25 protein-coding genes are annotated in these 26,995 nt (G+C 67.6%); 14 read left to right on the top strand and 11 right to left on the bottom strand.

Annotated elements, in window-relative coordinates:
* Nucleotides 1–90: 90 nt before the first annotated feature.
* The 3 genes from DZC73_RS11815 to DZC73_RS11805 are packed head-to-tail and all read left to right on the top strand — an operon-like array spanning nt 91 to nt 2,746.
* On the top strand, nt 91–1,116 hold the full coding sequence (locus DZC73_RS11815; protein ID WP_124540465.1) for an ABC transporter substrate-binding protein: 1,026 nt from the start codon (nt 91–93) through the stop codon (nt 1,114–1,116).
* A complete protein-coding gene (locus DZC73_RS11810; protein ID WP_124540464.1) occupies nt 1,113–1,916 on the top strand; it encodes an ABC transporter ATP-binding protein in 804 nt (267 codons plus the stop codon). The genes DZC73_RS11815 and DZC73_RS11810 overlap by 4 nt, the downstream gene beginning before the upstream one ends.
* A gap of 2 nt (nt 1,917–1,918) precedes the next feature.
* The gene (locus tag DZC73_RS11805) at nt 1,919–2,746 is read left to right on the top strand and encodes an ABC transporter permease (RefSeq protein WP_124541111.1); all 828 of its coding nucleotides are present in this window, start codon (nt 1,919–1,921) and stop codon (nt 2,744–2,746) included.
* Here DZC73_RS11805 and DZC73_RS11800 read toward each other — a convergent pair whose 3' ends face one another.
* Nucleotides 2,747–3,649: a LysR family transcriptional regulator gene (locus DZC73_RS11800; RefSeq protein WP_161974549.1), complete on the bottom strand. Its 903-nt coding sequence runs from the start codon at nt 3,647–3,649 to the stop codon at nt 2,747–2,749.
* A gap of 145 nt (nt 3,650–3,794) precedes the next feature.
* Here DZC73_RS11800 and DZC73_RS11795 point away from each other — a divergent pair, with 145 nt between their 5' ends.
* Nucleotides 3,795–4,853, top strand: a complete 1,059-nt coding sequence (locus DZC73_RS11795) for an asparaginase (RefSeq protein ID WP_124541110.1) — start codon at nt 3,795–3,797, stop codon at nt 4,851–4,853.
* Between the two features lie 3 nt (nt 4,854–4,856).
* Here DZC73_RS11795 and DZC73_RS11790 read toward each other — a convergent pair whose 3' ends face one another.
* Nucleotides 4,857–6,503 carry a tetratricopeptide repeat-containing diguanylate cyclase gene (locus DZC73_RS11790; protein ID WP_124540462.1) on the bottom strand — a complete coding sequence of 549 codons (1,647 nt, stop codon included), beginning with the start codon at nt 6,501–6,503 and terminating at the stop codon, nt 4,857–4,859.
* A 47-nt stretch (nt 6,504–6,550) separates the two neighbouring features.
* Nucleotides 6,551–8,071 (bottom strand): CoA-acylating methylmalonate-semialdehyde dehydrogenase, encoded by a 1,521-nt coding sequence (locus DZC73_RS11785; protein WP_124540461.1) that lies wholly within the window; start codon nt 8,069–8,071, stop codon nt 6,551–6,553.
* A gap of 118 nt (nt 8,072–8,189) precedes the next feature.
* On the opposite strand from DZC73_RS11785, the gene DZC73_RS11780 reads away from it, so the two are divergent.
* Nucleotides 8,190–9,134 (top strand): LysR family transcriptional regulator, encoded by a 945-nt coding sequence (locus DZC73_RS11780; protein WP_124540460.1) that lies wholly within the window; start codon nt 8,190–8,192, stop codon nt 9,132–9,134.
* 96 nt (nt 9,135–9,230) lie between these two features.
* On the opposite strand, the gene DZC73_RS11775 is transcribed toward DZC73_RS11780, so the two are convergent.
* Nucleotides 9,231–10,013 (bottom strand): substrate-binding periplasmic protein, encoded by a 783-nt coding sequence (locus DZC73_RS11775; RefSeq protein ID WP_124540459.1) that lies wholly within the window; start codon nt 10,011–10,013, stop codon nt 9,231–9,233.
* Nucleotides 10,014–10,139: 126 nt separating this feature from the next.
* On the opposite strand from DZC73_RS11775, the gene DZC73_RS11770 reads away from it, so the two are divergent.
* Both DZC73_RS11770 and DZC73_RS11765 read left to right on the top strand, forming a co-directional pair.
* Nucleotides 10,140–10,553, top strand: coding sequence for a PaaI family thioesterase (locus DZC73_RS11770; RefSeq protein ID WP_124540458.1), 414 nt, complete (start codon nt 10,140–10,142; stop codon nt 10,551–10,553).
* A 503-nt stretch (nt 10,554–11,056) separates the two neighbouring features.
* Entirely contained in the window at nt 11,057–11,719 is a 663-nt protein-coding gene (locus tag DZC73_RS11765; RefSeq protein WP_235835094.1) for a YecA/YgfB family protein, read from the top strand.
* Nucleotide 11,720: 1 nt separating this feature from the next.
* On the opposite strand, the gene DZC73_RS11760 is transcribed toward DZC73_RS11765, so the two are convergent.
* Nucleotides 11,721–13,007: an Hsp70 family protein gene (locus tag DZC73_RS11760; RefSeq protein ID WP_124540456.1), complete on the bottom strand. Its 1,287-nt coding sequence runs from the start codon at nt 13,005–13,007 to the stop codon at nt 11,721–11,723.
* A 130-nt stretch (nt 13,008–13,137) separates the two neighbouring features.
* On the opposite strand from DZC73_RS11760, the gene DZC73_RS11755 reads away from it, so the two are divergent.
* The 3 genes from DZC73_RS11755 to DZC73_RS11745 all read left to right on the top strand — a co-directional run bounded on the left by DZC73_RS11755 (nt 13,138) and on the right by DZC73_RS11745 (nt 15,049).
* Entirely contained in the window at nt 13,138–13,710 is a 573-nt protein-coding gene (locus DZC73_RS11755) for a sigma-70 family RNA polymerase sigma factor (RefSeq protein WP_161974548.1), read from the top strand.
* Nucleotides 13,711–13,717: 7 nt separating this feature from the next.
* On the top strand, nt 13,718–14,464 hold the full coding sequence (locus tag DZC73_RS11750; RefSeq protein WP_124540454.1) for an anti-sigma factor: 747 nt from the start codon (nt 13,718–13,720) through the stop codon (nt 14,462–14,464).
* 108 nt (nt 14,465–14,572) lie between these two features.
* Nucleotides 14,573–15,049, top strand: a complete 477-nt coding sequence (locus tag DZC73_RS11745; RefSeq protein WP_124540453.1) for a tetratricopeptide repeat protein — start codon at nt 14,573–14,575, stop codon at nt 15,047–15,049.
* 4 nt (nt 15,050–15,053) lie between these two features.
* Here the strand turns inward: DZC73_RS11745 and DZC73_RS11740 are convergent, their stop codons facing one another.
* Both DZC73_RS11740 and DZC73_RS11735 read right to left on the bottom strand, forming a co-directional pair.
* Nucleotides 15,054–16,361, bottom strand: coding sequence for a D-amino acid dehydrogenase (locus DZC73_RS11740; protein WP_124540452.1), 1,308 nt, complete (start codon nt 16,359–16,361; stop codon nt 15,054–15,056).
* A 22-nt stretch (nt 16,362–16,383) separates the two neighbouring features.
* The gene (locus tag DZC73_RS11735) at nt 16,384–17,007 is read right to left on the bottom strand and encodes a LysE/ArgO family amino acid transporter (RefSeq protein ID WP_124540451.1); all 624 of its coding nucleotides are present in this window, start codon (nt 17,005–17,007) and stop codon (nt 16,384–16,386) included.
* Between the two features lie 78 nt (nt 17,008–17,085).
* Between DZC73_RS11735 and DZC73_RS11730 the strand changes: the two genes are divergently transcribed.
* Nucleotides 17,086–18,072, top strand: a complete 987-nt coding sequence (locus tag DZC73_RS11730) for a LysR family transcriptional regulator ArgP (RefSeq protein WP_124540450.1) — start codon at nt 17,086–17,088, stop codon at nt 18,070–18,072.
* A gap of 487 nt (nt 18,073–18,559) precedes the next feature.
* On the top strand, nt 18,560–18,757 hold the full coding sequence (locus tag DZC73_RS11725; RefSeq protein ID WP_124540449.1) for a hypothetical protein: 198 nt from the start codon (nt 18,560–18,562) through the stop codon (nt 18,755–18,757).
* A 15-nt stretch (nt 18,758–18,772) separates the two neighbouring features.
* Here the strand turns inward: DZC73_RS11725 and DZC73_RS11720 are convergent, their stop codons facing one another.
* The 3 genes from DZC73_RS11720 to hutC are packed head-to-tail and all read right to left on the bottom strand — an operon-like array spanning nt 18,773 to nt 21,124.
* The gene (locus tag DZC73_RS11720; RefSeq protein ID WP_124540448.1) at nt 18,773–19,543 is read right to left on the bottom strand and encodes a metallophosphoesterase; all 771 of its coding nucleotides are present in this window, start codon (nt 19,541–19,543) and stop codon (nt 18,773–18,775) included.
* Nucleotides 19,544–19,564: 21 nt separating this feature from the next.
* Nucleotides 19,565–20,323 (bottom strand): UPF0149 family protein, encoded by a 759-nt coding sequence (locus DZC73_RS11715; RefSeq protein WP_124540447.1) that lies wholly within the window; start codon nt 20,321–20,323, stop codon nt 19,565–19,567.
* A 57-nt stretch (nt 20,324–20,380) separates the two neighbouring features.
* The gene (gene hutC, locus DZC73_RS11710; RefSeq protein WP_124540446.1) at nt 20,381–21,124 is read right to left on the bottom strand and encodes a histidine utilization repressor; all 744 of its coding nucleotides are present in this window, start codon (nt 21,122–21,124) and stop codon (nt 20,381–20,383) included.
* Nucleotides 21,125–21,184: 60 nt separating this feature from the next.
* Here hutC and hutH point away from each other — a divergent pair, with 60 nt between their 5' ends.
* Nucleotides 21,185–22,681: a histidine ammonia-lyase gene (gene hutH, locus DZC73_RS11705; protein ID WP_124540445.1), complete on the top strand. Its 1,497-nt coding sequence runs from the start codon at nt 21,185–21,187 to the stop codon at nt 22,679–22,681.
* Between the two features lie 36 nt (nt 22,682–22,717).
* Here hutH and DZC73_RS11700 read toward each other — a convergent pair whose 3' ends face one another.
* The gene (locus DZC73_RS11700; protein WP_124540444.1) at nt 22,718–26,287 is read right to left on the bottom strand and encodes an indolepyruvate ferredoxin oxidoreductase family protein; all 3,570 of its coding nucleotides are present in this window, start codon (nt 26,285–26,287) and stop codon (nt 22,718–22,720) included.
* 166 nt (nt 26,288–26,453) lie between these two features.
* Here DZC73_RS11700 and DZC73_RS11695 point away from each other — a divergent pair, with 166 nt between their 5' ends.
* The gene (locus tag DZC73_RS11695; protein WP_124540443.1) at nt 26,454–26,993 is read left to right on the top strand and encodes an Lrp/AsnC family transcriptional regulator; all 540 of its coding nucleotides are present in this window, start codon (nt 26,454–26,456) and stop codon (nt 26,991–26,993) included.
* Nucleotides 26,994–26,995 lie beyond the last annotated feature (2 nt).

The raw sequence follows: 26,995 nt of genomic DNA, 5'->3' as shown, positions 1-26,995 counted from the left end.
TCGCCCTTCAGCGTGCACGGCGGGGCTTTTACGCATCGGCGCTCCCGGCGCCCTTGGTTAAAGTCGAAGCAAACAGCTTGGAGACAAACCATGCACCGCCGCAGATTCGTCATCGGCGCCGCATCGACCCTGGCCCTGCCGGCCGTCGTGCGCGCCCAGTCCCTTGAAAAACCCAAGCTCACCCTGGCGGTGGGCGGCAAGAACCTGCTGTACTACCTGCCCCTGACCATCGCCGAGAGCCTGGGCTACTTCAAGGCCGAAGGGCTGGAGGTGACCATCGCCGACTTCGCGGGCGGTTCTCGCGCGCTGCAGGCGGTGGTGGGCGGCAGCGCCGACGTGGTGTCGGGTGCGTTCGAGCACACGCTGAACATGCAGGCCAAGGGGCAGAAGCTGCGCGCTTTCGTGCTGCAGGGCCGCGCGCCGCAGGTGGTGCTGGGCGTGAACCCCAAGACCATGCCCAACTACAAGTCGGTGGCCGACCTCAAGGGCAAGAAGATCGGCGTGACCGCGCCGGGCTCGTCCACCAACGTCATGGCCAACTTCGTGCTGGCCAAGGCCGGGCTCAAGCCCAGCGACGTGTCCATCATCGGCGTGGGCGCGTCCAGTGGTGCGGTGGCGGCGATGAAGGCAGGCCAGATTGACGCCATCAGCAACCTCGACCCGGTCATCACGCTGCTGCAGCGCGCGGGGGACCTGAAGATCATCTCCGACACGCGCATCGTGGCCGAGGCCGACCGCGTGTTCGGCGGGCCGATGCCGGCGGGCTGCCTCTACGCGCCGCAGGCCTTCATCGACAAGAACCCCAACACCACGCAGGCGCTGGCCAATGCGATGGTGCGGGCGGACAAGTGGATCCAGGCCGCGGGTCCGGCAGACATCATCAAGGCCGTGCCCGAGAGCTACCTGCTGGGCGACCGGGCGGTCTACATCGACGCCTTCATGGCGAGCAAGGGTGCGCTGTCGGCGGACGGGTCGATTCCCGATGCGGGCGCCGCCACCGCGCTGCGGGCCCTGCAGAGCATCGACGACTCGCTCAAGGGCCAGAAGTTCGACCTCGCCGCGGCGTGGACCAACGACTTCGTCAAACGCGCCAACCAGAAGTACCCCAAAGGATGAGCTCAGCTGCACTCGCGCTGGAGAACGTCACCTGCACCTTCGTGTCGCGCGAGGATGCCTCGCAGCGGTACACCGCGGTGCGCGATGTCTCGCTGACCGTGGGCGCCGGCGAGTTCGTGTCGGTGGTGGGGCCCACGGGCTGCGGCAAGAGCACCCTGCTCAACATGGGCGCCGGGCTGCTCACGCCCAGCAGCGGGCGGGTGCTGGTCTTCGGCGAGCCCTTGTCGGGCATCAACGCGCGGGCCGGCTACATGTTCCAGGCCGAAAGCCTCATGCCCTGGCGCACGGCGCTGGGCAACGTGATGGCGGGGCTGGAGTTCCGCGGCGTGGCCAATGCGCGGGCGCAGGCGGAAGACTGGCTCAAGCGCGTGGGACTGGGCGGTTTCGGCGACCGCTACCCGCACCAGCTCTCCGGCGGCATGCGCAAGCGCGTGAGCCTGGCGCAGACGCTGGTGCTGGACCCGGACATCATCCTCATGGACGAGCCCTTCTCGGCGCTGGACATCCAGACGCGGCAACTCATGGAGAACGAGGTGCTGGACTTGTGGAATGCGAAGAAGAAGGCGGTGCTGTTCATCACGCATGACCTGGATGAGGCGATCGCGATGAGCGATCGTGTGGTCGTGCTGTCTGCCGGGCCGGCGTCCCGTCCCATCGGCGAATTCCGCATCGACCTGGACCGCCCGCGCGACGTGGCCGAGGTGCGCACCACGCCGCGCTTCGTCGATCTGCACAACGCCATCTGGGCGGTGCTGCGCGAGGAAGTGCTCAAGGGCTATCAGCAGCAGTTGGCGGCTTGACCATGTGGAAGCTCATCAAGCCTCGACGCGGCAACCTGCTGGCCTGGCAACTGGGTGTGCTGGTGCTGGTGTTCGCCGTGTGGCACCTGCTCACCGCGCCGGGGCTCATCCCGCCCTTCGTGTTCGCCGACGACAAGCAGGCCGCCTTCTTCTTCGGCGAACCGCTGAAGATCTTCGGCCGCATCTGGGACTGGTTCGTCGCCAACGCCGACATCTACAAGCACCTGTGGGTCACGCTGCTGGAGACGGTGCTGGCCTTCGGCATCGGCACGGTGCTGGGCCTGGCCTGCGGGCTGTGGCTCGCACTGAGCCCCATGGCCGCGGCCATCTTCGACCCGTACATCAAGGCGCTCAACGCCATGCCGCGCGTGATCCTCGCGCCCATCTTCGCGGTGTGGTTCGGCCTGGGCGTGGCGAGCAAGGTGGCGCTGGGCGTGACGCTGGTGTTCTTCATCGTCTTCTTCAACGTCTACCAGGGCGTGAAGGAGGTGAGCCCGGTGGTGCTGGCCAATGCGCGCATGCTGGGCGCGAGCCAGCGACAGCTGCTGCGCCACGTGTACCTGCCGAGCGCGACGAGCTGGGTGTTCAGTTCGCTGCACACCTCGGTGGGACTGGCGTTCGTCGGCGCCGTGGTGGGCGAGTACCTGGGGTCGGCGCAAGGGGTGGGCTATCTCATCCTGCAGGCGGAGGGCGCGTTCGACATCAACACCGTGATGGCGGGCATCCTCGTGCTCACGGCCTTCGCGCTGGTGCTGGACACGCTGGTGGGCATGGTCGAGCGCGTGTTCCTCAAGTGGCAGCCGCAGGCGGGCGAGACGGAAAAGCTGTGATCAGGCCGACGTGCCTTCCTTGAGGACCGCCTTCACCGTGTCCACCATCCGTCTCGCCAGCAGGGTCGGCGAATGGTTCTTCGCGAAGAACGCATTCATCGGGCACTCGACGTAAGGCTGCAGCGGCGTGACCACCACGTCTTTGCGCCGCATGGCCGCCGTGCGGAAGTCCACCACCGTCCAGCCCAGTTCGCGGGCCACGAGCTCCTCGGCCAGCTGCGAGGTCTGCACGAGGATCTGCCCGTTGGGCCGGAAGCCCTGGTGTTCGCAGTAGCGCAGGAAGGCCATGTACAGCGGGTCGTCGTCGGTGAGCGCGATGACCGGAAGCGAGGACAGGAGCGCGATCAGCGCCTTGGCGGAGATGCCGTCGCTGACGGTGCGGGCATGGCGCGCGGGCAGCATGGCCAGCAGCGGCCCCGTGCCCACCGGGCGCGACTGCAAGCCCGGGTGGCTGATGGTGTAGTGGTCGAAGCCCACGTCCACCGCCCGGGTGAGCAGCTCGGTGGCGATCTGCCGCTTGTGCACGGTGTGCACCTGCACGATGACGTTGGGATGCGTCCGGTGGAAGCGCGCCAGCGCATCGGGCAGCAGCTTGTGGCACACGGCCGGTATGGCCGCGATGCGCAGCAGCCCCTGTTCGCCGCTCTTGAGGTTGTGCGCCGTGCGCTTGAGCGATTCCAGCCGCTCGAAGATGGCCGAGCTTTCCTCGAACAGCGCCAGCCCCTCGGTGGTGGGCACGAGGCGTCCGCCCGCTCGGTGGAACAGCGGGTAGCCCAGCTGCAGTTCGGCGTTGGCGATGGAGCGGCTCACGGCCGATTGCGTGAGGTGGATGAGCCGTGCGGCGGCGCTCATGCTGCCGGTCTCCATCACCGCCTGGAAGACCTCGATGTGTCGCAAGCGCATGATGGCCCTCAGTGTAGCCCGGGCATGCATGAGCTAAACGCATGGCTGTGATGCAAAGAATCAGCCCCGTAGGGACATTCCCTTGCATAGGATGCATCTCCGTTTCATCGGAAGGAGACCTGCGTTGAGAACACTCGTGCATCACATGATCCGTGCCGGCGCCATCGCGCTGCTGGCTGTCCAGTCCGCATTTGCCCAGGTGGCGACGCCCGCGGCCAAGCCCAATGTGGTCATTGTCGCCACCGGCGGCACCATTGCCGGCGCAGGCGCGACCAGCGCCAACAGCGCCACCTACCAGGCGGCCAAGGTGCCGGTGGACAAGCTCATCGCGGGTATTCCGGAACTGAATGCTGTGGCCAACGTGCGCGGCGAGCAGGCTTTCCAGATCGCCTCCGAAAGCTTCACCAACGAGAAGCTGATTCAGCTGGGCAAGCGTGTCTCGGCGCTGGTGAAGGACCCGGGCGTGGACGGCGTGGTCATCACCCACGGCACCGACACCCTGGAAGAGACCTCCTTCTTCCTCAACCTCGTCGTGCACACCGACAAGCCCATCGTGGTGGTCGGCTCCATGCGCCCGGGCACGGCCATGTCGGCCGATGGCATGCTCAACCTCTACAACGCGGTGGTGCTGGCCGGCACGCCGAGCGCACGCGGCAAGGGCGTGCTGGTGGCGATGAACGACGACATCCTCACCGGCCGCGACGCGGCCAAGCGCACCAACATCAAGACCAACGCCTTCGCCAGCCCCTGGGGCCCGCTGGGCATGGTGGTGGAGAACAAGGCCTATTGGTTCCGCGCGCCGGTCAAGCGCCACACCATGCAGTCGGAGTTCGACATCGACACGCTGGAGAGCCTGCCTGAAGTGCAGATCGTCTACGGCTCGGGGAACATGGCGCCGTCGATGTACGACGCCGCCGTGAAGGCCGGTGCCAAGGCCATCATCCACGCCGGCACGGGCAACGGCTCGGTGGCGAACTACGCGGTGGACACGCTCAAGAAGGTCCGCGCCGGCGGTGTGCATGTCATCCGCTCGTCGCGCATCGCAGACGGCTTCGTGCTGCGCAATTCCGAGCAGCCCGACGACCAGTACGACTGGGTGGTCGCGCACGACCTGAATCCGCAGAAGGCGAAGATCCTCGCGGCGCTGGCGCTCACGAAGACGAACAGCGCAGCGGAGATCCAGCGGATGTTCTGGGAGTACTGACCGTCACTTCGGGGAGGCCAGGGCGACGCGGTTGCGTCCGCCCTGCTTGGCGCGGTACATCGCCTTGTCCGCTTCCTCGAACAGCGTCGCCAGCTCGTAGGGCGGCGCATGCGACAGGCCCACGCTGAGCGTCACCGACAGGCCCACGGCCAGCGTGTGCCAGTGGTGTTCCTCCACCCGCAGCCGCAGCCGCTCGCAGACCTCGAAGGCCTGCTCGGGCGACATGTCGGCGAAGACCACGAGGAATTCTTCACCGCCGATGCGCGCCAGCACGTCGCTGGTGCGGGTGTTCTCGCGCAGCTTGTGCGCCATCTCCACCAGCACCTTGTCGCCCACGGCATGGCCGAAGCGGTCGTTGATCTGCTTGAAGTGGTCGAGGTCGACCAGCGCCACCGTGAGCGGCAGCTTCTGCTCGCGCGCCACCTCCAGCAGCATGGGCAGGCGGTGGTCCAGGTGGCGGCGGTTGCCCAGGCCGGTGAGCTGGTCGCGCTGCGCATCGGCCTGGAAGGATGCGGCCCGCGAGCGCTCGATCTGCGCTTCCAGCCGCGCACGCTCGGCCTGCAGGCGTGACTGCTCGGCCTCCACACGCGTCACGAACAGCTGCGACTGCGCCTTGAGCTGGTTGGTCTGGCGGCGCCGGTCCAGCCGGTCGTGCGCCTCGAAGTGTTCCAGCGCGTCGGCGTCCCAGCCCAGGTCCTTGCAGGTCCGGTACAGCGCGTACTGCACGCGGATCAGCGTGGAGCGTGGGTCGCCGCCTTGCATGTCGTGCAGCAAGGCGGTGAGCGCGGCATGCGACTCGCGGGCCTGGCCTTGCGCCAGCATCAGCTCGCAGATGGAGCAGCGGATGCGCCACACCTGCGCGCCGTAGCCATGCTCCAGGCCACGCTGCAAGGCGGCGTCGAGGTAGTGGCGGGCGTCGTCCAGCTTGCCCAGGTGCAGCAGCACCTCGCCGAGGTTGCCTTCCACGAACACCGAGAAGAACGGGTCGCCGAAGTTGGACAGCAGTGAGTGCGCGGCGCGGGCATGGCCCAGTGCCCTGCGCAATGCGGCGGTGGCCTCGGCGGGCACGTCGCCGCCACGCAGCACGTAGTAGGCGCCGATGCAGACGGCGCACAGGTTGTTCAGGGTCACGAGCTGGGCGAAGGGGTCGCCGATCTCCTTGGCCACCAGCAGCGCGTCTTCCATCAGGCGCTCGGCCTGCCAGGGGTCGCCCATGCGCTCGAAGCAGGCGCCCAGCGCGGTCAGCGAGAGCGCCAGCTGGCGCTGGTCGCCCAGGTCCTGCGAGACGGCGCAGGCATCGTTGGCGCAATGCAGCGCCGTCTCGAAGCGGCCGGTCTCGCAGCCCGCCAGGGCCATCCAGCGCAGCAGGTCGGCCTTGGCGGAGCGGCGGTCTGGCGCCTTGAGCACAGGTACCACCTGCTGGCCCAGGTCGAGCAGCGCCTCCAGCGAGCCCATGCGGTAGTGGAAGAGGCACAGCAGGTGGCCGGCCTCGCAGCGCTCGTCTTCGGTGGTGCCGCCCTGTGCGGACAGCGCCCACGCGCGCTGCGCGAGGTCGCGTCCCTCGGCCAGCGCGGATGCATCCCGAGCCGCGCGGGCGCGGGCCAGGAGCTCGGCGACGGACTCTTTCGCAGGGACTGTCGAGGACTGCATGCCGCCATGATGAGGCCGGACGGACCGCCGGCCAAACGGGAGGAGCCCTATTTTGCGGTGGGCATCACGAACTCGGCACCCTTGGCGGTGCTTTCGGGCCAGCGCTGCATGATGGACTTCTGCTTGGTATAGAAGCGCACACCTTCCTCGCCGTAGGCATGCGTGTCGCCGAACAGGCTCTTCTTCCAGCCGCCAAAACCGTGCCAGGCCATGGGCACCGGAATGGGCACGTTGATGCCCACCATCCCGACCTGGATACGTCTTGCAAACTCACGCGCGATGTTGCCGTCGCGGGTGTAGCAGGCCACCCCGTTGCCGAACTCGTGCTCGTTGACGAGCTGCACCGCCTCGGCGAAGTCGTGTGCCCGCACGCACGCCAGCACCGGGCCGAAGATCTCTTCCTTGTAGATGCGCATGGACGGCGTCACGTGGTCGAACAGCGTGCCGCCGGTGAAGAAGCCGTCTTCGTGGCCGGGCACCTGGTGGCCGCGGCCGTCCACCACGAGCGTGGCGCCTTCCTTCACGCCCAGGGCGATGTAGCCCTCGATGCGCTCCAGCGCCTGGCGCGTCACGATGGGGCCCATCTCCGCATCCAGCTCCATGCCGTTCTTCACCTTCAGCGCCTTCGCGCGCTCAGCCAGCTTGGGCACGATCTTGTCGGCCACGTCGCCCACCAGCACTGCCACGCTGATGGCCATGCAGCGCTCGCCCGCCGAGCCGTAGGCCGCGCCGATGAGCGCGTCCACCGCCTGGTCGAGGTCGGCGTCGGGCATCACTACCATGTGGTTCTTTGCGCCGCCCAGGGCCTGCACGCGCTTGCCGTGGTGGGCGCCGGTTTCGTAGATGTATTGCGCGATGGGCGTGGAGCCGACGAAGCTCAGGGCCTTGACGTCGGGGTGGGTGAGCAGGGCGTCGACCACCACCTTGTCACCCTGCACGACGTTGAACACGCCATCGGGCAGGCCGGCCTGCCGCAGCAGCTCGGCCATGAAGAGCGAGGGCGACGGATCGCGCTCGCTGGGCTTGAGGATGAAGCTGTTGCCGCAGGCGAGGGCAACCGGGAACATCCAGCACGGCACCATGCATGGGAAGTTGAAGGGCGTGATGCCCGCCACCACGCCCAGCGGCTGGCGCAGCGTCCAGTTGTCGATGCCGGTGGAGACCTGGTCGGTGAAGTCGCCCTTGAGCAGCTGCGGCACGCCGCAGGCGAACTCCACGATGTCGATGCCGCGCGAGACCTCGCCCTGCGCATCGGTGAACACCTTGCCGTGCTCGGCGGTGATCATCGCGGCCAGCGTGTCCTTGTGCTCGTTGAGCAGCGCGAGGAAGTTGTTGAGCACGCGGGCGCGGCGGATGGGCGGGGTGTCGGCCCAGGCCGGGAAGGCGGCTTTCGCAGCCTCGACGGCGGCATGGACTTCATCAACCGACCCCAGTGCCACCTGCCTCGCGACCCGCCCCGTGGCAGGGTTGTAGACCGCCTGCCGGCGCCCGCTGGTGCTGGCGACCGGGCGGCCGGCGATGTAGTGGCCGACCTCGGCCGAGGCGGTGAAGGATTCCGGTGCGCCCATGGCTGTCTCCTGCGTCTGGATATGGCCAGTCTAGGACGGTGCTTCGTCCATGCCAATGTGGCTACACTGATTTGATTGTTCGCCAATGTGAACAATCAATAGCCATGGAGGCCACCCAATGACGCCGGATCGCAGCGAGTCCCTCTGGTCGCATGTGCACCTGCTGACGGTCATCGCCCAGGCCGGCAGCTTCACCGGCGCAGCGCAGCGGCTGGGCCTGTCCAAGGCGGCGGTGAGCCAGCGCGTGGCCGAACTGGAGCGCTCGGTGAACCTCACGCTGGTGCGGCGCACGACGCGCTCCGTGCGGCTCACCGATGCCGGCCAGCGGCTGGTGGACGACACGGCGGAGTCCTTCGCGCAGATCGCCCGCAGCGTGGCGGACGTGCGTGATCTCGCCGGCGAACCGCGTGGCCTGGTGCGGGTGACGGCTCCGGTGGCGCTGGGCCGGCAGCACATCGCACCCACGCTGGAGCGCTTCTTCCGCAGCCACCCTCAGGTGCGGGTGGAGCTGGAGCTGTCGGACCGCCTGGCCAAGCTGGCGCACGAGGGCTTCGACCTGGCCGTGCGCCACACCAGCTCGCCGCCGGACAACCACATCGCCTGGAAGCTCTGCGAGTCACGCACGCTGCTGGTGGCCAGTGCCGGCTACCTGCGGCGCAAGGGCGTGCCGCAGCATCCATCCGAGCTGGCGGAGCACGACTGCCTGGCCTATTTGCGCAGCGGCCCGACGCAATGGCTGTTCGAGCAGGCCGACCGGCCGCGTGCGGGCCACGATCCCGAGCGTGTCAGCGTGGGCGTGCAGGGGCCCTTGAGCGCCAACAATTCCGAGCTGCTGCGCGATGCGGTGCTCTCGGGCCTGGGCATTGCGCAGATTCCCGACTTCAGCGTGGCAGCGGCGCTGCGGGCCGGCCGCCTGCGCGAGGTGCTGCCGGGCTGGCGGCCGGTGGGCTTCTTCGGCGATGCCATCTTCGCGATCCGCCCCTGGAGCCGAAGCACACCCAAGGCCGTGCAGGTGCTCGTCGACCACTGGCGCGAACAACTGGCCGGTGGGTTCGGCGCCTGAGCCCCCGCCCGGCCGTTCTATGGGCCACGAAGGGGCCCACTGTCGTGGACCCTGGGGCGCCCACCGCAGTGCGCAGCACGGAGGTTGCCCAATGACCTACCGGGCCGTCTGGTGCCGCTTCAGCATGCCCGCGAGCCGCTGCTCGCGCTGCAGGCGTTCCAGCCCCTTGTCGATGTCGGCCACCAGGTCGGCCGCATGCTTGAACTGCCGCGACACCGCGAAGTGCACCTTCAGCGGCTGCACGTCCGGCAAGGCCGCGCTCACCAGCGCATTGCCCGACAACTCGGGCACGCCCAGCATGCGGAAGCCGGCGATCACCTCCTGGCTTTCGGCAAACGCGTCGCAGCGCCGGGCCTGCAGCATCCGCACGAGCGCGGCGTAGTCGGCGGCGCCGGTGTAGACCTTCTCGCTGGCCGGCCCGAGGTAGCCGTAGCTGATGCCGTTCAGTCCGCACAGCTTCAAGGCGTTCAGGTCGCCCGGGCCCTGGATGGTGATGCCCTTGGGGAAATGCTCGCCCAGGAAGTAAAGGCGCGGCGTCAGCAGCAGGTAGGGCTGGCTGAAGAGGAAGGTTTCGGCCCGCTGCGGCGTCTGGAAGGCGGCCATCACCACCTGGATGTCCTGCCCGGCGCGGGCATCGGCGAGGCAGCGCGCGAAGGGCAGCAGCGTCACGTGGGGCCGGAAGCGGCTGCCGCCCAATGCCGCGGCGAGCACCTCCGGCGAGTAGCCGGCCACCTCGGTGGTGGCCTGGCCCTCGCGGCGCACGTAGTACGACGACGGCGGCCATTCATTGGCCCCGCCGCAGGCACGGATGTCAGTGATCTCGGCCCGTGCGCAGGCCATGGCGCCAGCCAGCACCGCCAACAGGGTGCAGCCCCTCATCAATCGCTTCACGGCAGGTCTTTGTCAGTCTGTGGGGGATTGTGGTCTGGGCGTGCCGCAGGGGACAAGCGCAATCCCCCTGGCCCCGATATGCTCGACCGATTCGATCTCCAGGAGGACCCGCCTATGCTCAGGCCCGGCATCACGCCCGACATGTTCCACCAGCGCCAGACCGGCTGCCTGCCCGAGCGCTACGGCGTGCGCATCACGAAGATCGAGGAAGGCCGCCTCGAAGCGGAGATGGAAGTGCAACCCTGGATGCACGCACCCAACGGCTTCCTGCACGCAGCCAGTGTGATCTTGCTGGCCGACACCAGCGCCGGTTACGCCACCATCGCCCACCTGCCCGAAGGCGCGAAGAACTTCACCACGGTGGAACTCAAGAGCAACTTCCTCGGGACGGCCAAGGAAGGCCTGATCCGCTGCGAAGCCGTGGGCGAACACCTGGGCCGCACGACACAGGTCTGGTCAGCCACGGTCTTCAGCCCGCAGGGCAAGAAGATGGCCCTGTTCCGCTGCACGCAGATGATCTTGTCGTAGACAAAGAGCAAGCGCAGCGAGCGCCAGATCAAGCAACGCCCGCGGATCTGGCTCCGCCAGTCCGCAGGGTGGCGCCCCATGGGGGCAGGAGCGCCAGCGACTGGGGGGCCATAAAAAAATGCCCACCCGCTTGGAAGGGGGTGGGCAGTAAGGTCCTTCAAAGAAAGGACGTCGTTGGGACGGTTGCTTCGGTCTCTCACCCTGTGGGGTTTTCTGGTTCTTCTTCGTCGGGCAGGTGTTGCGGACCTTGACGCGTAGGCCTGAATGAGGCCCCGTGTGACAGCGATGGATGCACTGTAGGTGCCTGCTCACGTGCCGGATATCCCCAATACGAGGGAGAAACCCCGGTGGATTTGTGGCAGAAGGTTTCGGACTGACTGCCCGCTGACCGGTGCGCTCGCGCCACAATGGCGGCCATGCCCGGATCACCTCGCCCACGTCCCGGTCCGCCTGCGCGGACACCGCAACGCCACACACCGCACCCGGCCCCACGCCACACGGCCGTGAAGCCGCTGGACGAGCGCGAGATCGACGAGCTGCAAGCCCTGCTGGACCGCGTGCCGGCACCCCTGGAGCCGCTGGACGTCAGCATGCTGGACGGCTTCCTGTGCGGGGTGCTGCTGCAGCCGCAGCGCATTCCCGAATTCCGCTGGCTGCCGCACGTGACCGATGCGGATGGCCGTGCGCTGCCCGCGCAGTTCGACGCCTTGCGGCTGCACGCCCTGGTGCGCCGCCGCCATGCCGAGCTTGAAGACGCCATCGCCCGCCGCCAGTGGTTCGATCCCTGGGTCTTCGAGCTGGAGGGCGAAGACGACGCGCAGGACGAGGCCTTCGACGAGGCGCCGCCGGAGGTCGATGCCGTCTACCCGTGGGTGGCCGGCTTCGCGACCGCGCAGGAGTTCTTCCCCGCGCTGATGCAGTTCAATGCGGCGGATATCACCGAACCCCTCGCGATGCTGTACCGCCACCTCGACCCGGACGACCTGGAGGACGCCGAGGAGCTGCTGGCCGAGATCGAGTCGCTGGAGCCGCCCGAAGACCTGACGGAGGCGGTGGAAGCGCTCGTGCGCGCCACCTTGCTGCTGGCCGATGTGAGCCGTCCGGCATCCGCGCCGTCCAAGCCACAGCGTCCTGGCCCGGCGCGACGGCCACCGCCGCGGCGCTGATTCAACCGCGTCCGAACAGCCGCTCGGCGTGCAGGCCCAGGCCGGTGGCCACGCTGGCGAAGCGGTCGCCGCGCACCGCGCGTGCCGCGGGGAAGGCGTCGGCGATCTTCTGCGAGAGCAGGCGGAAACCGGTGGAGCCGCCGGTGAAATAGAGCGCGTCGATCTGGTCCGGTTTCAGTCCGGCCTGGGCGGCGGTCTCACGGGCTGCCGTGACGATGCGTTCGATGTCCGCCGAGATCGCATCCACCGCCTGCGCCTCGCTCAGCCGCACCGCCAGTCGCGACTCCACGTGGCTCAGGTCCACCACAGCCTCGCCGCCGCCGGCCACGTCGATCTTGGCCTGCTCGGCCCGAGCGGCCAGTTCGTGGCCCAGCCGCTCGGTGATGACCGTCATCAGCCGCTGGTGCTGCTTCAGGTCTGCGAAGTTCACACGCAGCGCTCGCGCCTCGGCCACGCGCTGCGGGCTGTACACGGTGTTGATGAGGTGCCAGGTGGCCAGGTCGAAGTAGATGCCGCTGGGCACTTCGCGCGGCGGCGCACCGGCGATGCTCGGGCCGTAGGCGCCGTAGCCGAATTCCGGCAGCACGGTGGCCAGTTCCACGCGCCGGTCGAAGTCGGTGCCGGCGATGTGCACGCCGTGGTTGGCGAGGATGTCGTCCTTGCGCTCCAGCCGCTTCATGCGCTCGGGGCCGACACGCACGACGGAGAAGTCCGAGGTGCCACCGCCGATGTCGGCCACCAGCACGACTTCCTCGTGCGAGATCTGCCGCTCGTGGTCGAAGGCCGCGGCGATCGGCTCGTACTGGAAGCTCACCTCTTCGAAGCCCACGCTGAGCGCCGCGCCTTCCAGCGCCGACTGGGCCTGCGCATCACGTGCCGGTTCGTCGTCCACGAAGAACACCGGGCGGCCGAGCACCGCCTGGCGGATGGTGCCGCCAGCCTCATCTTCCGCCTTGGCTTTCAGGTGGCGCAGATAGCCCGCGATGATGTCGATGTACTTCGCGCCGCGCCCGCCGCCCACGTCGGTGGTCTGGTCCACCAGCGTCGAGCCGAGGATGCTCTTCATCGAGCGCATGAGGCGGCCGTCAATGCCGTCCACGTAGGCGGCCACCGCCGCGCGCCCGAAGGCCCGGGGCGGCCCGTTGGTTTCCGGCCCTTCGACAAAGTAGAAGACGGCGGTCGGCATCGTCCGGTAGCCGCGCTCGAGTTCGACGAGGCGCATGCCGCCGTCCCCGGAAGGGACGGCGATCGCGGAGTTCGAGGTGCCGAAGTCGATCGCACAGTACATGGCAAACCCGGATAGGTGAACGCGAGGGGGCGCGATTGTAGGTTCCTATGAGCGGATGTGTTGCGATGGCAGCAACTGGCGGCATACTCTGCGCCGCCAACTGCCGCCGGGTCCATCCCCCACGAGCCCCATGTCCGCTGCTGCCGACCTTCCGCAACTGCTGTCCCGCATCGCCTTGCGCGACCGGTCCGCCTTCGAGCAGCTGTATCGGGCGACCTCGGCGCATCTTTTAGGCGTCGCGTTCCGTATATTGAACAACCGGGACCGCGCCGAAGAGGTGCTGCAGGAAGCTTTCATGAATGTCTGGAACAGTGCCGCGGGCTACAACCCCGGCGTCGCCACACCGATGACCTGGCTCATCAACATCGTCCGCAACAAGGCGATCGACGCCGTGCGCTCGGGCAAGACCGAACGGAATTCCACCGTCGCACTCGACGACGAAGGCATGGACGTGGCGGCCGACGATGCCTTGCAGCCGCAGCAACTGCTCGACGACAGCCTGGTGAAGGTGAACATCGACCGCTGCATGAGCGAGCTGAATCCGTCGCAGCGGCAGGCGTTGGCGCTCGCTTACTACAAGGGCATGGTCCACACCGACATTGCCGAAGCCCTGAACGCGCCGCTGGGCACCGCCAAGGCCTGGGTGCGGCGCGGGCTGGACAAGCTCAAGTCCTGCCTTGAGGCAGCCGGCGTGACGGCGTGAGGGCGGCATGAACTACCTCCTCCCGCAACGACTGGACCGCCTGGCGCGCGAGTACGCGCTGGGCACGATGACCGGCCGTCCGCGCCGCCGCTTCGAAAAGCTGCTGCGCGAGGCACCGCAGGCCGCGCGTGCCGTGACCGCCTGGCAGGAGCGCTTCACGGTGCTCGCTGCGGGCGTGCCGCCGCTGCAGCCGCGAGACCAGGTCTGGGACGGCCTGGAGAAGCGGTTGTTCGCCCCCGCCAAATCTGCCGAGCCCGCCAAGGGACCGCTGCAGTGGCTGTGGAACCTGCTGTCGGTGCGCAGCCTGGGCGGTGCACTGGCCGGCGTGCTCTTGTGTGTGGTGGTGCTGCGATCCCAACCCGGGCTGATCGGCATGGAGCCGCAGTCCGACAAGCTGCCGGCGAGCTACGTCGGCCTGCTGCTGGACAACGCCGGCAAGCCCGCCATCCTCGCCAACTCCCGCCGCCAGGGGACGCAACTCACGGTGAAGGTGCTGCAGCCGGTAGCCGTGCCGCCGGGAAAGGTGGCACAACTGTGGGCCTTCCCGGCTGGGGGCAAACCGTTTCCGGTGGCGGTGCTTCCGCCGCTGCCGGAGGTGAAGTCGTCGGTGACCGTGGCCCTGCCCGATACCTCGGAGAAGCTCTTCTCCAACGTGGGTCGGCTGGCCATCAGCGTGAGCGATGGACCTGCGCGGCCGGGCGAAGAACCGCCTGCGGAGTTCGCGTTGTCGGGGCATTGCGTCAAGCTGTGGTGACGCGGTTGCAATTCCTTTCGGAATTGCACGCGTCCAACGACCGGCAGGCCTCGTAAGTCCAGGCAAGACATCGATGAGCGGTGTCTCCAACCTAGAGAGGACCTCGCCATGAAGACCACGCTTTCCCGCCTCCTGTCCGTCGCCTTGCTGGCCGCCTGCGCCCACACCGCCTTTGCCGCTGACACCGAACCTGCTGCTGCCACGGTGGACAAGCTGGCCGCAGCGCGCGCGCAGATCGCGGCCCAATCCTGGCGCGGCGCCATCGAGGAGCTGAAGAAGGTCAACGACCCCACCAGCGCCGACTGGAACAACCTCATGGGCTACAGCCACCGCAAGGCCAAGGTGCCCGACTACGACGCCGCCGAGCGCTACTACGACGAAGCCCTGCGCATCGACCCGCAGCACCGCGGCGCACTGGAATACTCCGGCGAGCTGTACCTGATGAAGGGCGACCTGCCCAAGGCCGAATCCCGCCTGGCCGTGCTGGACAAGGCCTGCCGCCTGGGCTGCAGCGAGTACACCGACCTGAAGAAGGCCATCGCGGCCTACAAGGCCAACGGCAACAAGTACGTCGCCGCCAACTGATTGATCAGGCGGTCGCGACCTGCGGCGTCCGCAACGGGCGGGCGTCGCCCAGGAAGTTGAAGTTCAGTGCCGGCCGCTGCCCGCTCATCAACTCGGCCAGCGCGCGGCCCGAGCCCGCGCCGTGCGTCCAGCCCAGCGTGCCGTGCCCAGCGTTGATCCACAGGTTGTGAACCTTGCTGCGTCCGATGATCGGGATGTTGTCCGGCGTGCTCGGCCGCAGCCCGGCCCAGAAGTTCGGCTCGCTGGTGTGGGCCACGCCGGGGAAGAGTTCCTCGTAGCGCTGGATCAGCGCCTCGCAGCGCGCACGCGAAGTGCGGCTGTCGAGGCTGGAGTCGTAGCCCGCCATCTCCGCCGTGCCGGCGATGCGGATGGTGTCGCCCAGGCGGCTGATGGCGATCTTGCGGGCGTCGTCGATCATGCTCACCACGCTCGCCTCCTGCGGCTTCTTCAGCTTCAGCGTGGCCGAGTAGCCCTTGGCCGGATAGATGTTGAGGTAAATGCCCAGCGGGCGCAGTGCCGGGGCCGTGAAGCTGCCCATGGCGGCGACGTAGGCGTCTGCCTTCAGGTCGGTGCTGCGGCCGGTGAGGCGGTCGGTCACCTGCACCGAAGACACCATGCGCCCGGCCGTGTCGAAGCTGGCGATGTCATGGTCGTAGAGGAATGCGACGCCACGTTGCGCGCAACGCTTGGCAAGCTCCTGCGTGAACACGCGTGCATCGCCCGATTCATCGCTGGGCGTGAAGGTGCCGCCGAAGATGCGGTCGCCGAAATGCCGGAGCGAAGGCTCGATCTTCAGCACCTCTTCGCGTGAAAGCACGCGCCGGTCCACGCCGTGATGTCGCATCACCTGCGCGGCTTCGGCGCCGGCGTCGAAGTCCTTCTGGCTGGAGAAGAAATGCAGGATGCCTCGCTCCAGGCGGTCGTAGACGATGCCGGTGCGCGACACCATCTCCTTGAGCGTCTCGTGGCTGTAGCGGCCCAGCGCCACCAGCTGCGCCACGTTGCGCTCGAAGGCGTGGTCGTTGCACTGCGTGAGGAAGCTCAGGCCCCAGCGCCACTGGTGCGGGTCCAGCCGTGGACGGAACAGCAGCGGCGAGTCGTCGCGCAGCAGCCACTTCGCGACCTTGAAGGGCGCGCCGGCGTTGGCCCAGGGCTCGCAGAAGCTCACTGAGATCTGCGCGCCGTTGGCGAAGCTGGTTTCCAGTGCGGCGGCGGGCTGGCGGTCGACGACCGTCACCTCGTGGCCTTGCTCCAGCAGATGCCAGGCGGTGCTCACGCCGATGATGCCGGCGCCCAGGACGATCACTTTCATGACGAGGACTTTCTTCTTCGATTCAAAGAGGTTTGAGCAGCAGTTGCGCGGCGACGATGAACATCACCAGCGCCACGCTGGCATCGAGGCCGCGCCACACGCCCGGGCGCCGCAGCCACCGCGCGCTGGCGGAAGCGCCGAAGCCCAGTGCGGTGAACCACATCAGCGATGCAAGGCCCGCGCCGACGGCGAAGGCACCGCGCGCTGACGGGTCCGGCTGCTGCGCACCGACGCTGCCCAGCAGCACGACGGTGTCCAGGTAGACGTGGGGATTGAGGTAGGTGAGGGCCAGCGTGGCGCCGACCGTGGCGCCCAGGCTGGCGGCGGGACCGGCGGCCTGGAGCGACGTGGTGCCGGGCGTCATCGCGCGCCGAGCGGCCAGGGCGCCGTAGACGATGAGGAACGCCGCGCCGCCGAAGCGGAAAACATCCAGCACCCGGGGCGACGACTGGATCACCGATCCAAGCCCGAAGACGCCAGCCGCGATCAGCAGCCAGTCCGACAGCGTGCACACGGCCACCACCGTGCCCACATGCGAGCGGGCCAGTCCCTGGCGCAGCACCAGCGCGTTCTGCGCGCCGATGGCGACGATCAGGCCGGCGGTCATCAGCCAGCCCTGGATCAAGGCGGTGGAAATGGTGGACATGGTGGCTGCGGATTGTCCGAACCGGCAGTGACGCTGTGAAGCGTGATGAATATTTATCGAGATACATTAGCAATACTGATGAAGGACCTCGACCCTGCCGCCCTCGATTGCCTCGCCGCCCTGGCGGACGAGGCTGGCTTCGAGCGCGCCGCACAACGGCTGTCGATCACCCAGTCGGCCGTGTCGCAGCGGCTGAAATCGCTGGAAGCCCAGGTGGGTCGGCTGCTGGTCGTGCGCTCGCGGCCCTTGCGCCTGACCGAGTCCGGCAAGGTGCTGCTGCGCTTTGCCCGGCAGATGCACGCCATGCGCTCGGACCTCGCCCGCGAACTTGGCGCGGCGTCGCCGGTGCAGGAGCGGCTGCCGATCGCCGTCAATGCCGACAGCCTCGCCACCTGGGTGCTGCCTGCGCTGGATCCATTGGTGCAGGAGGGCGTGTCACTGGAGCTGGTGGTCGACGACCAGGACTTCACCCACGACTGGTTGCGACAGGGCGCCGTGCTCGGATGCGTGAGCACCGTTCGGGAGGCACTCCGGGGGTGCCGCGTCCAGCCGCTGGGTGTGATGCGCTACACCGCCGTGGCGTCACCGTCATTCATCGAGCGTGAGCTGATCGGGTCGGGCGGAACGGGTCCGAAAGGCCTTCACGAAGGCAATTTTGCCCAGGTGCCGTTCTTGATCTTCAACCGCAAGGACGACATGCAGCAGCAGTGGGTGTCGCAGGCCTTCGGTGTGCGCCGGCCATCGCTGCGCGAACGCTACGTGCCGTCGTCGGAGGCATACGTCCGGGCGGTGCTGATGGGCTGGGGCGTGGGGGTCGTGCCCCTGGTGCAGGTGCAACCGCTGCTGGGCAGCGGCTCGCTGGTGCTGCTCAGGCCAGAGGTGATGCTGGAGGTGGAACTGTTCTGGCACCAATGGCAACTCGGGCCCGATGCCCAAGGGCCGCGCCATGGCGGGTTGCTGGACCGCGTGGGGGCTGCGCTGGCGGCCGGCGCGCAACGCACACTGGCCGCGCCGCGAAACCTCAGCGGACGGCGACCTCGCGCTTCGCCACGCTCGCGTCCATGAGGACAGGGGGGCGCTCTTGTGACTTGCGCTGGGTAGCCAAGTCGGCATTGCCCAAGCGAGGCTCGGTATTGGCCCGTCGGGTCCGAGACCAGTCCGAGAAATTGGATTCGACAGAGGCGAGGAGCAGGGCGCCGGCGACGGCACCGGCAACGGTGCTCCACGTCAGCGCCTGGAGAGCGTTTAGCGTCATGTTTTTGTATCTCCCAGAAGGGACTTTTTCCGCCTCATCCCAGCGCGGAGCCTTCAACGATAGTTCGACCGCCAGCAAATTGCTACCACTCCAAAAGTGTGGTCGTCGCCGCCATGCAACAAGACGGTGCGGCGCCGGTCAAAAGCGCGCAATTATGCTGCATCGCGGCACGCCGTTACCACGCGCTCGACCAACGCGTAACGAATTGCACGCAAAGCGCCCGTCATTTCCGCGCAACGCACGAAACAAATGCGCACCACACTGGGATCATCAACACCAAGCAGTGTGGGGGTCGAGATGAACAAGCCAAGCCAGCCCTGGTGGTCATCGATCGGATTCGGCAAGAGCGAGCAAGCCGCGGACACGGACTACGCAGACATGGGCACCGCCTTCGGGCTGGATGCCACGGTCGCGCCGGTCGACGATCCCGAGGCGCAGTCGCTGGCCGACGAGCTCGCGGCCAACGACAGACAGAGTCGGCGCGGGATGCGCTGATCCGGGCTTCGCCCGTCAAACCTCGACGGTGAACAAGCCGTCGTAGCCGTCGGCCTCGCCGCGTTTTCCATGCCCTCGCGCGTTGCACACGACGCGTGTCTCATGCCCCTGCGATCGCACCCGGTAGTCGTGCCGGCAGTGCAGATGACCGTGGATCCACAGGTCGGCCAGCGGCAGCAGGTCGTCATCCGCATTGCAGAAGCTCGCCGTCCCCGGCTGCGCCCCATAGCGTGGGTCGGCACTCAGGAAGCTCGGACCGAAATGGGTGATGACGACCGTCGCGTCCCAATCACCGGCCTGCTGTGACAACTCCGCCTCCAGCCATGCCCTGCAGGCCAGCGCCTCGATGCGCACCGCCGCCGCATCGAAGGGCAGGCCGTCGATGGTCGAGCGCTGCACCTTCATGAAGTAGCCCGCTGCCTTGAGCACGCGCTCGCGCTGTGCGTCGCCGAAGAGGTTGAAGTCGCACCAGCGGGTGGTGGCCACGAAGCGGATGCGCCGTCCGTCTGCGCCTGTGCGCACGACGCTCTCGCGCTCCAGCATGGTGAAGCCCAGGTCCGCGCACTGCTCGCGCAGCAGCGGCCAGGTGTCGTTCATCTCGCGGTTGTCGAACTCATGGTTGCCCGCGACGAAGATGACCGGCACCGGCCAGCCGCGGAACAGCTCCATGCCGGCCCAGGTGCTGTCCACGTCGCCGGCGAGCACCAGCAGCTCCGCGCCGGGCGCGGGCTGTGGCTGGTAGCTTTCGGTCTCGAGGTGGAGGTCGGAAAGGATCTGGAGGCGCATCGCTCGAGATGTCAGGCCGGCTCAAGCCCCATGGCAGTGCTTGAACTTCTTGCCGCTGCCGCAGGGGCAGGGGTCGTTGCGGCCCACCTTGGGTGCGTCGCGCTTGACCGTCTCGACCTTGTAGCGCTGCTCGCGGGTCAGGTCCTGCAGGTCGGCCACGGCCAGCACAATCTCCTCGATCGCGTCTTCCAGCGTGGTCAGCGGCTGCTCGCGGTCCAGCGTGGCCACCACTTCCTTTTCCTCGTCGGTCTCGGCCGGCAGGTGGCGGAAGAGGCGGGCGAGCGCGGCCATCACGGCGTCATCGGGCAGCTCCACCAGGTCGGGGAAGCAGATGGTGGCGTGCTGGAAGCCGGCCACCCAGGGCATCAGCGATTGGGAGATGGGATGCAGCCCGGCCATCGGATCGGGCTGGCCTTCCGGGATGGGCTCGGGCTGGTGCTCTTCGTCGAACTCCAGGACGAGCGGGTCGAACCAGCCGTCTTCTTCCATGGCCCGGTTCAGGGCGGCATGGCGGCGCATGATCAGCGCCGTGGTGCGCTCCAACCAGGCGACATCGACGTCGTCGGGCAGCGGCTCGCCCTCGAAGTCGAAGATGTGCGGGAGCCAGGCGTCGGGCTGCAGCAGCACGGGCTGCACCAGGATGCCGCACAGGTAGCCGTCGAGCATTACCGCATCGCAAGGGGTGAGCGGCTCGGGTGTCTGCTGCAGCAGTTCGTCGAGGTCGGCGAATTCGGCGTCGGTGAGGTCGCGAGCGTTGGCCGCGGTGGGGTTCTGTGGCATGGGAAACCTCTGGGTGGCCCGTTCGAATCCGTTCCGAAGGGGCAGCCCGCGATTGTCCTATGCCGCGCGGCCTCCGGGCGCCGGAACGCTGAAACTGCCGATCAGCCGGTAGCGCGAGCCGGGGTGGTACAGCCGCGCGATGGACGCGACCTCGCCTTGCGACACCGTGCGGCGCGACACCATCAGCAGCGCGCTGCCGACGGGCACGTCGAGGATGCGCGCCTGTTCCTCCGTGGCCAGCACGGCTTCGATCACCTGCTCCGCCTCCGTCAGCGGCGCATGCTCGAACAGCACGGCCGAGGGCGTGACCTCGGTGAAGTCGCGCTTGAGCAGGTCCGGTGCGAGAGAGGGGTTCACGTGCCGGTCTTCGTACTGGATGGGCACGCCGTTTTCCAGGTGCACCAGCTGGCAGCGGAACACCGAGGCGCCCTTGCGCAGGCGCATGGCCTGCGCGACGTCGGGCGAGGCCTTCTCGCGGCCGACGCTGCAGACCTGCGTGGTGTGGGTGTGGCCGCGCTCGACGATCTCTTCGTGAATGTCGCGCACCTGCAGCAAATTGGAGATTGGCGTCAGTTCGGCCACGTAGGAGCCCGAGCCCTGGCGCCGCTCGATCAGGCCTTCGGCTTCCAGCTCGCGCAAGGCGCGGTGCACGGTCATGCGCGCGCACCCGAACTCCTGCACCAGCTCGCGTTCTGATGGGAGCCTGACACCGGGCTGCCAGCCGCCGTCGGCGATGCGTTGCTGGATGGAGGTCTTGACGGTCTCGTAGGACAGGGAGCGTTTGCGGCGGGCAGCTTTCATGCGGGCATTCTATGGGACGGCATGCTAAAGTTGTCTAGACCACTTGCTAGAGACAAACCCATGCTTCACACGATCGAACCGGGCGGATTGGACGCAAGACTCCTGCGCAGCGCGGCCGAGGGCGGCAGTCGCTTCGCATTGGCGGAGTCGGCGAGGGCGCGCATCGAGGCAAGCGTGCGCGCGGTGCGCGAGCTGGTTTCTCGGCACGACGCGGTGTACGGCATCAACACCGGTTTCGGCAAGCTCGCGCAAACCCGAATCGCCGACGACCAGCTGGCGCAGCTGCAGAAGAATCTGGTGCTTTCACACAGTGCCGGCGTGGGCAAACCCCTGGAGGCGCCGGTGGTGCGGCTGATGCTGCTGCTCAAGGCGGCGAGCCTCGCGCATGGCGTGTCGGGGGTGCGTGGCGAGGTGATCGATGCCTTGCTCGCGTTGCTCAATGCCGACGTTTTGCCGGTGGTGCCCGAGAAGGGTTCCGTCGGTGCGTCAGGCGACCTCGCACCGCTGGCGCACCTGTCCGGTGTGCTCATCGGCATCGGCGAGGTGTTCGTGGGCGGGCGGCGCCTCCCCGCGGTGCAAGGCCTCACCAAGGCCGGGCTCAAGCCGCTGGAGCTGGGCCCCAAGGAGGGGCTCGCGCTGCTGAACGGCACGCAGTGCTCGACGGCGCTGGCCCTGCATGCGGCGCAGCGCCTTCAGCGCGTGTTCGACGCAGCGGTCGCCGTCGGTGCGATGACGGTGGATGCTGCCAAGGGATCGGACACTCCATTCGACGACCGCATCCATGCGGTGCGCGGCCAGCCCGGCCAGCGCGAGGTGGCCGGCACCTACCGCGACTGGCTGCACGACAGCCCGCTGCGCCAGTCGCACCTGCACTGCGAGAAGGTGCAGGACCCGTACTGCCTGCGCTGCCAGCCCCAGGTGATGGGCGCCTGTCTAGACCAGATGCGCCATGCCTTCAATGTGCTGCTGACCGAAGCCAACGGCGTGTCCGACAACCCGCTGGTGTTTGCCGACCAGATGGAGGCCTTGTCCGGCGGGAACTTCCATGCCGAGCCCGTGGCCTTTGCGGCAGACAACATGGCGCTGGCCATCGCCGAGATCGGTGCACTGTCGGAGCGCCGCACGGCGATGCTGATGGACCCGGTGCTGTCGGGGCTGCCGGCCTTCCTGATCGAGCATGGCGGGCTGAACTCCGGCTTCATGATTGCGCAGGTGACGTCCGCTGCGCTGGCTTCGGAGAACAAGTCGCTCGCCCATCCGGCGAGCGTGGATTCGCTGCCCACCAGCGCAAACCAGGAAGACCATGTCTCGATGGCGACCTATGCCGCGCGGCGTCTGCACCAGATGCTCGACAACACCGCCGGCATCGTGGCGATCGAGTGGCTGTCTGCCGCGCAGGCGCTGGAATTCCACCGGCCGCTGCAGTCCTCGCCGGCGATCGAGAAGCTGCACGCGACCTTGCGCGAGAAGGTGCCGTTCATGCACGAGGACCGGCTGGTGGCGCCGGACATCGAGGCGGCGACGCGATTGGTGGAGAGCGGCGTTTCGCTGGCGTGACGATGGATCCCGGCGAACGCCAGGGTCCACCGGGCCTCACGCGGCGACTTGTTCTCCGCCGCGCCACTGCTTCATCAGCCCGTCCCACTTCGGCCGGGCTGCCGTGAGGTGCCGCTCCTTCACGTGGCCGTAGCCCCGAATCTCCTCGGGGATGCGCGCGATCTCCACGGCCAGTGACAGGTTCTCCGCCTTCAAGCCACGCAGCACTTCATCGATCGACGCCTTGTACTCGCCGATCAGCGCGCGCTCCATCTTGCGTTCCTCGGTGTGCCCGAACACGTCGAAGGCCGAACCGCGCAAGCCCTTGAGCTTGGCCAGCACACCGAACGCCGTCAGCATCCACGGCCCGTAGGTCTTCTTCACCAGCTCGCCCTTCTCGTTCTTCTTGGCCGTCATCGGCGGCGCGAGGTGGTAGTTCAGCTTGTAGTCGCCTTCGAACTGAGCGGCCACCTTGTCGAGGAAGCTGCGGTCGGTGTGCAGGCGCGCGACTTCGTACTCGTCCTTGTAGGCCATCACCTTGAAGAGGTAACGGGCCACGGCCTCGGTCAGCTTCGTGCCGCCCAGCGGCTTCTCTGCGGTGCGAACCTTCTCGACGAACTCCTTGTACTGGGCCGCATACGCCGCGTTCTGGTAGCCGGTGAGGAACTCCACGCGCTTGGCGATCAGCTCGTCCACGTTGGTGGACTTGCGCATGAACTCGATCACCTGCGCCGGCTTGAGCTGCTGCTGCACGCCCGCCAGGTCGTGGGCGGCGCGGCGGCCCCACTCGAAGGCGATCTTGTTGTTCTCCACCTGCACGCCGTTGAGCTCGATGGCACGCATCAGCGCCGCATGGCTCAGCGGGATGCGGCCCTTCTGCCACGCATAGCCCAGCATCAGCGGGTTGGCGTACAGCGAATCGCCCACCAGCTCCACCGCGATCTTGTCGGCGTCCAGCATGCCCACGTTGGCCGCACCCGCCGCGGCGGTGATGGCGTTCTCGCAGTTGCCGCCGGGGAACTGCCAGTTCGGGTTGTTCACGAAGGCGGCCGTCGGCGAGCCATGCGAGTTCAGCGCCACGAAGGTCCGGCCTTCGCGCATCACCGCCAGCGTGCTCTTGTTGGCCGCGACGATCGGGTCGCAGCCGATCACGATGTCCGCCTCCGCCGTGCCCACCTTGGTGGTGAGGATGGCGTCCATGCGGTTGGCGATCTGGATGTGGCTCCAGGTCGCGCCGCCCTTCTGCGCCAGGCCCGCCGCATCCTGCGTGACGATGCCCTTGCCCTCGATGTGCGCCGCCATGCCCAGCAGCTGGCCGATGGTGATCACGCCGGTGCCGCCCACACCCGCCACCACGATGCCCCAGGCCGTCTCGGCCACGGGCAGGGTGGGCTCGGGAATCGCCTGCAGCGAGAAGGGATCGGGCCGCGTCTTCTGGCCCTTCTTCGCCGACTTCATCTGCCCGCCTTCCACCGTCACGAAGCTCGGGCAGAAGCCGTTCACGCAGGAGTAGTCCTTGTTGCAGCTGTTCTGGTTGATGCGGCGCTTGCGACCGAACTCGGTCTCCACCGGCTCCACGCTCAGGCAGTTGCTCTTGACGGAGCAGTCGCCGCAGCCTTCGCACACCAGCTCGTTGATGACCACGCGCTTGCTGGGCTCGACCATGGTGCCGCGCTTGCGGCGGCGGCGCTTCTCGGTGGCGCAGGTCTGGTCGTAGATGATGGCCGTGCAGCCCTTGATCTCGCGGTACTCGCGCTGGATGCGGTCCAGCTCGTCGCGGTGGTAGACGTTCACGCCCGCGAGCAGATCGACGCCCTGGTACTTTTCGGGCTGGTCGGTCACGATGCTCAGCGCCGTCACGCCCTCGGCCTTCAGGCTTTGCATGATCTGCAGCACCGAATGGCCTTCGGGCCGCTCGCCCACCTGCTGCCCGCCGGTCATCGCGACTGCGTCGTTGTAGAGGATCTTGTAGGTGATGTTCACGCCCGCCGCGATGCTCTGGCGGATGGCCAGCAGGCCGCTGTGGAAGTAGGTGCCATCGCCCAGGTTCGCGAAGATGTGCTTGTCGGTCGTGAACGGCGCCTGGCCCACCCAGGGCACTCCTTCGCCGCCCATTTGCGTGAAGGTGCTGGTGCTGCGGTCCATCCACACCACCATGTAGTGGCAGCCGATGCCGGCCACGGCGCGCGAGCCTTCGGGCACCTTGGTGCTGGTGTTGTGCGGGCAGCCGCTGCAGAACCAGGGCGTGCGGTCGCCCGTGCCCGAACCCTTCACTTCCAGCACCTGCAGGCTGCGTTCCTTGGCCTCGATGATGGCCACGCGCGCGTCCATGCGCGCGGCGGTGTCGGCATCGACGCCCAGCTTCTTCAGCCGCCTGGCAATCGCCTTGGCGATGATGGCCGGCGTGAGGTCGGCCTGCGGGCGCAGCAGCCAATGCTTGGACGGGTTGGCATGCGACCACTCGCCGCCTTCGCCGTCCTCGCCTTCGTCGAACTTGCCCACCACCGTGGGCCGCACGTCCGGACGCCAGTTGTACAGCTCCTCCTTGAGCTGGTATTCGAGGACCTGGCGCTTCTCCTCGACCACCACGATCTCCTGCAGGCCCTGCGCGAAGTCGCGGGTGATGGTCGCTTCCAGCGGCCACACCACGTTCACCTTGTGCAGGCGGATGCCCAGGCGGCGGCAGGTCTCGTCGTCCAACCCCAGGTCGTGCAGCGCCTGGCGCGTGTCGTTGTAGGCCTTGCCGCTGGCGATCAGGCCGAAGCGGTCGTTCGGCCCGCTGATGACGTTGTGATTGAGCTTGTTGGCGCGGATGTAGGCGAGCGCCGCGTACCACTTGTAGTCCATCAGCCGCGCTTCCTGCTCCAGCGGCGCGTCGGGCCAGCGGATGTGCAGGCCGCCCGGCGGCATCTGGAAGTCCTCGGGCATGACGATGTCCACCCGGTCCGGGTCGACGAACACGCTGCTGGCGGATTCCACGATCTCCTGGATGGTCTTCATGCCCGACCACACGCCCGCGAAGCGGCTGAGCGCAAAGGCATGCAGGCCCATGTCGAGGATGTCCTGCACCGACGAGGGGAAGAACACCGGCAGGCCGCAGGCCTTGAAGATGTGGTCGCTCTGGTGCGCCGCGGTGGAGCTCTTGGCGATGTGGTCGTCGCCCGCGATGGCGATCACGCCACCGTGCTTTGCAGTGCCTGCCATGTTGGCGTGCTTGAACACGTCGGAGCAGCGGTCCACGCCCGGTCCCTTGCCGTACCAGATGCCGAACACGCCGTCGAACTTCTTGCTCTGCGGGTACAGGTCCAGCTGCTGCGTGCCCCAGATGGCGGTGGCGCCGAGCTCTTCGTTCACGCCCGGCTGGAACACGATGTTCTGTGCCGCCAGGTGCTTCTTGGCCTGCCACAGCGCCTGGTCGTAGGTGCCCAGCGGCGAGCCGCGGTAGCCGCTGATGAAGCCGGCGGTGTTCAGCCCGTTGAAGGCGTCGCGCTTGCGCTGCAGCATGGGCAGCCGCACCAGCGCCTGCACGCCGCTCATGAAGGCGCGGCCGTTGTCCAGGCTGTACTTGTCGTCCAGCGACACGGTCTCCAGCGCGCGGCGGATCGACTCAGGCAGGGGGGCGTTCATCGGCAGGGGGCTCCAGGCGTAGGGTGGGTCCAGCGCAGCGGACCCACGCAATGGTCAAACCAGCCCAGCAGTTTAGATTTTTGCTTTCAACAAGTCTTTTCTTTCTGTGCCCGGAAACCGCGGTGGAGGGCAATAATGTTGCTCAAAATTCAATGAATCGAGCAACATGAAGCCGAAATCAGCAACACCAGGGAAAACCCCCGATCCGACCGACACCGAGCCCCATGGCGCCAGCCTCGACCGCTACGACATCGCCATCCTGCGCGAGCTGCAGTCCGACGCGCGGCTGTCCAACACCGAGCTCGCCTCGCGCATCGGGCTGTCGGCCGCGCCCACCTGGCGGCGCGTGAAGTGGCTGGAAGATCAGCGCTACATCACCGGCTACCGCGCCGAGATCGACCGCCGCAAGATCGGCCTGGGCGTGCTGGCCTTCGTGCGCGTGGACAGCGAGCGCAACAACGCCGCCATGACGCGCGAGCTGGAAGAGGCGATCCGCCACGTGCCGGAGGTCATCTCCTGCCACTACATCTCCGGCTCGGGCACCTTCGAGCTGCAGGTCATGGCCACTGACCTCGACGCCTTCTCGCGCCTGTGCCTGGACACGCTGCTGACCCTGCCCAACGTGAAGGACCTGCACACCAGCTTTTCCCTCGGCGAGGTCAAGGCGGGTGCGGCCCTGCCCTTGTCGCACTTGCACACAGGCTGATA

The sequence above is a fragment of the Rhizobacter terrae genome (genome assembly GCF_003852895.1).
GTDB lineage: Bacteria > Pseudomonadota > Gammaproteobacteria > Burkholderiales > Burkholderiaceae_C > Albitalea > Albitalea terrae.
Note: the sequence above shows the minus strand (reverse complement) of the source record. Positions and strands in the feature narration are given on the sequence as shown.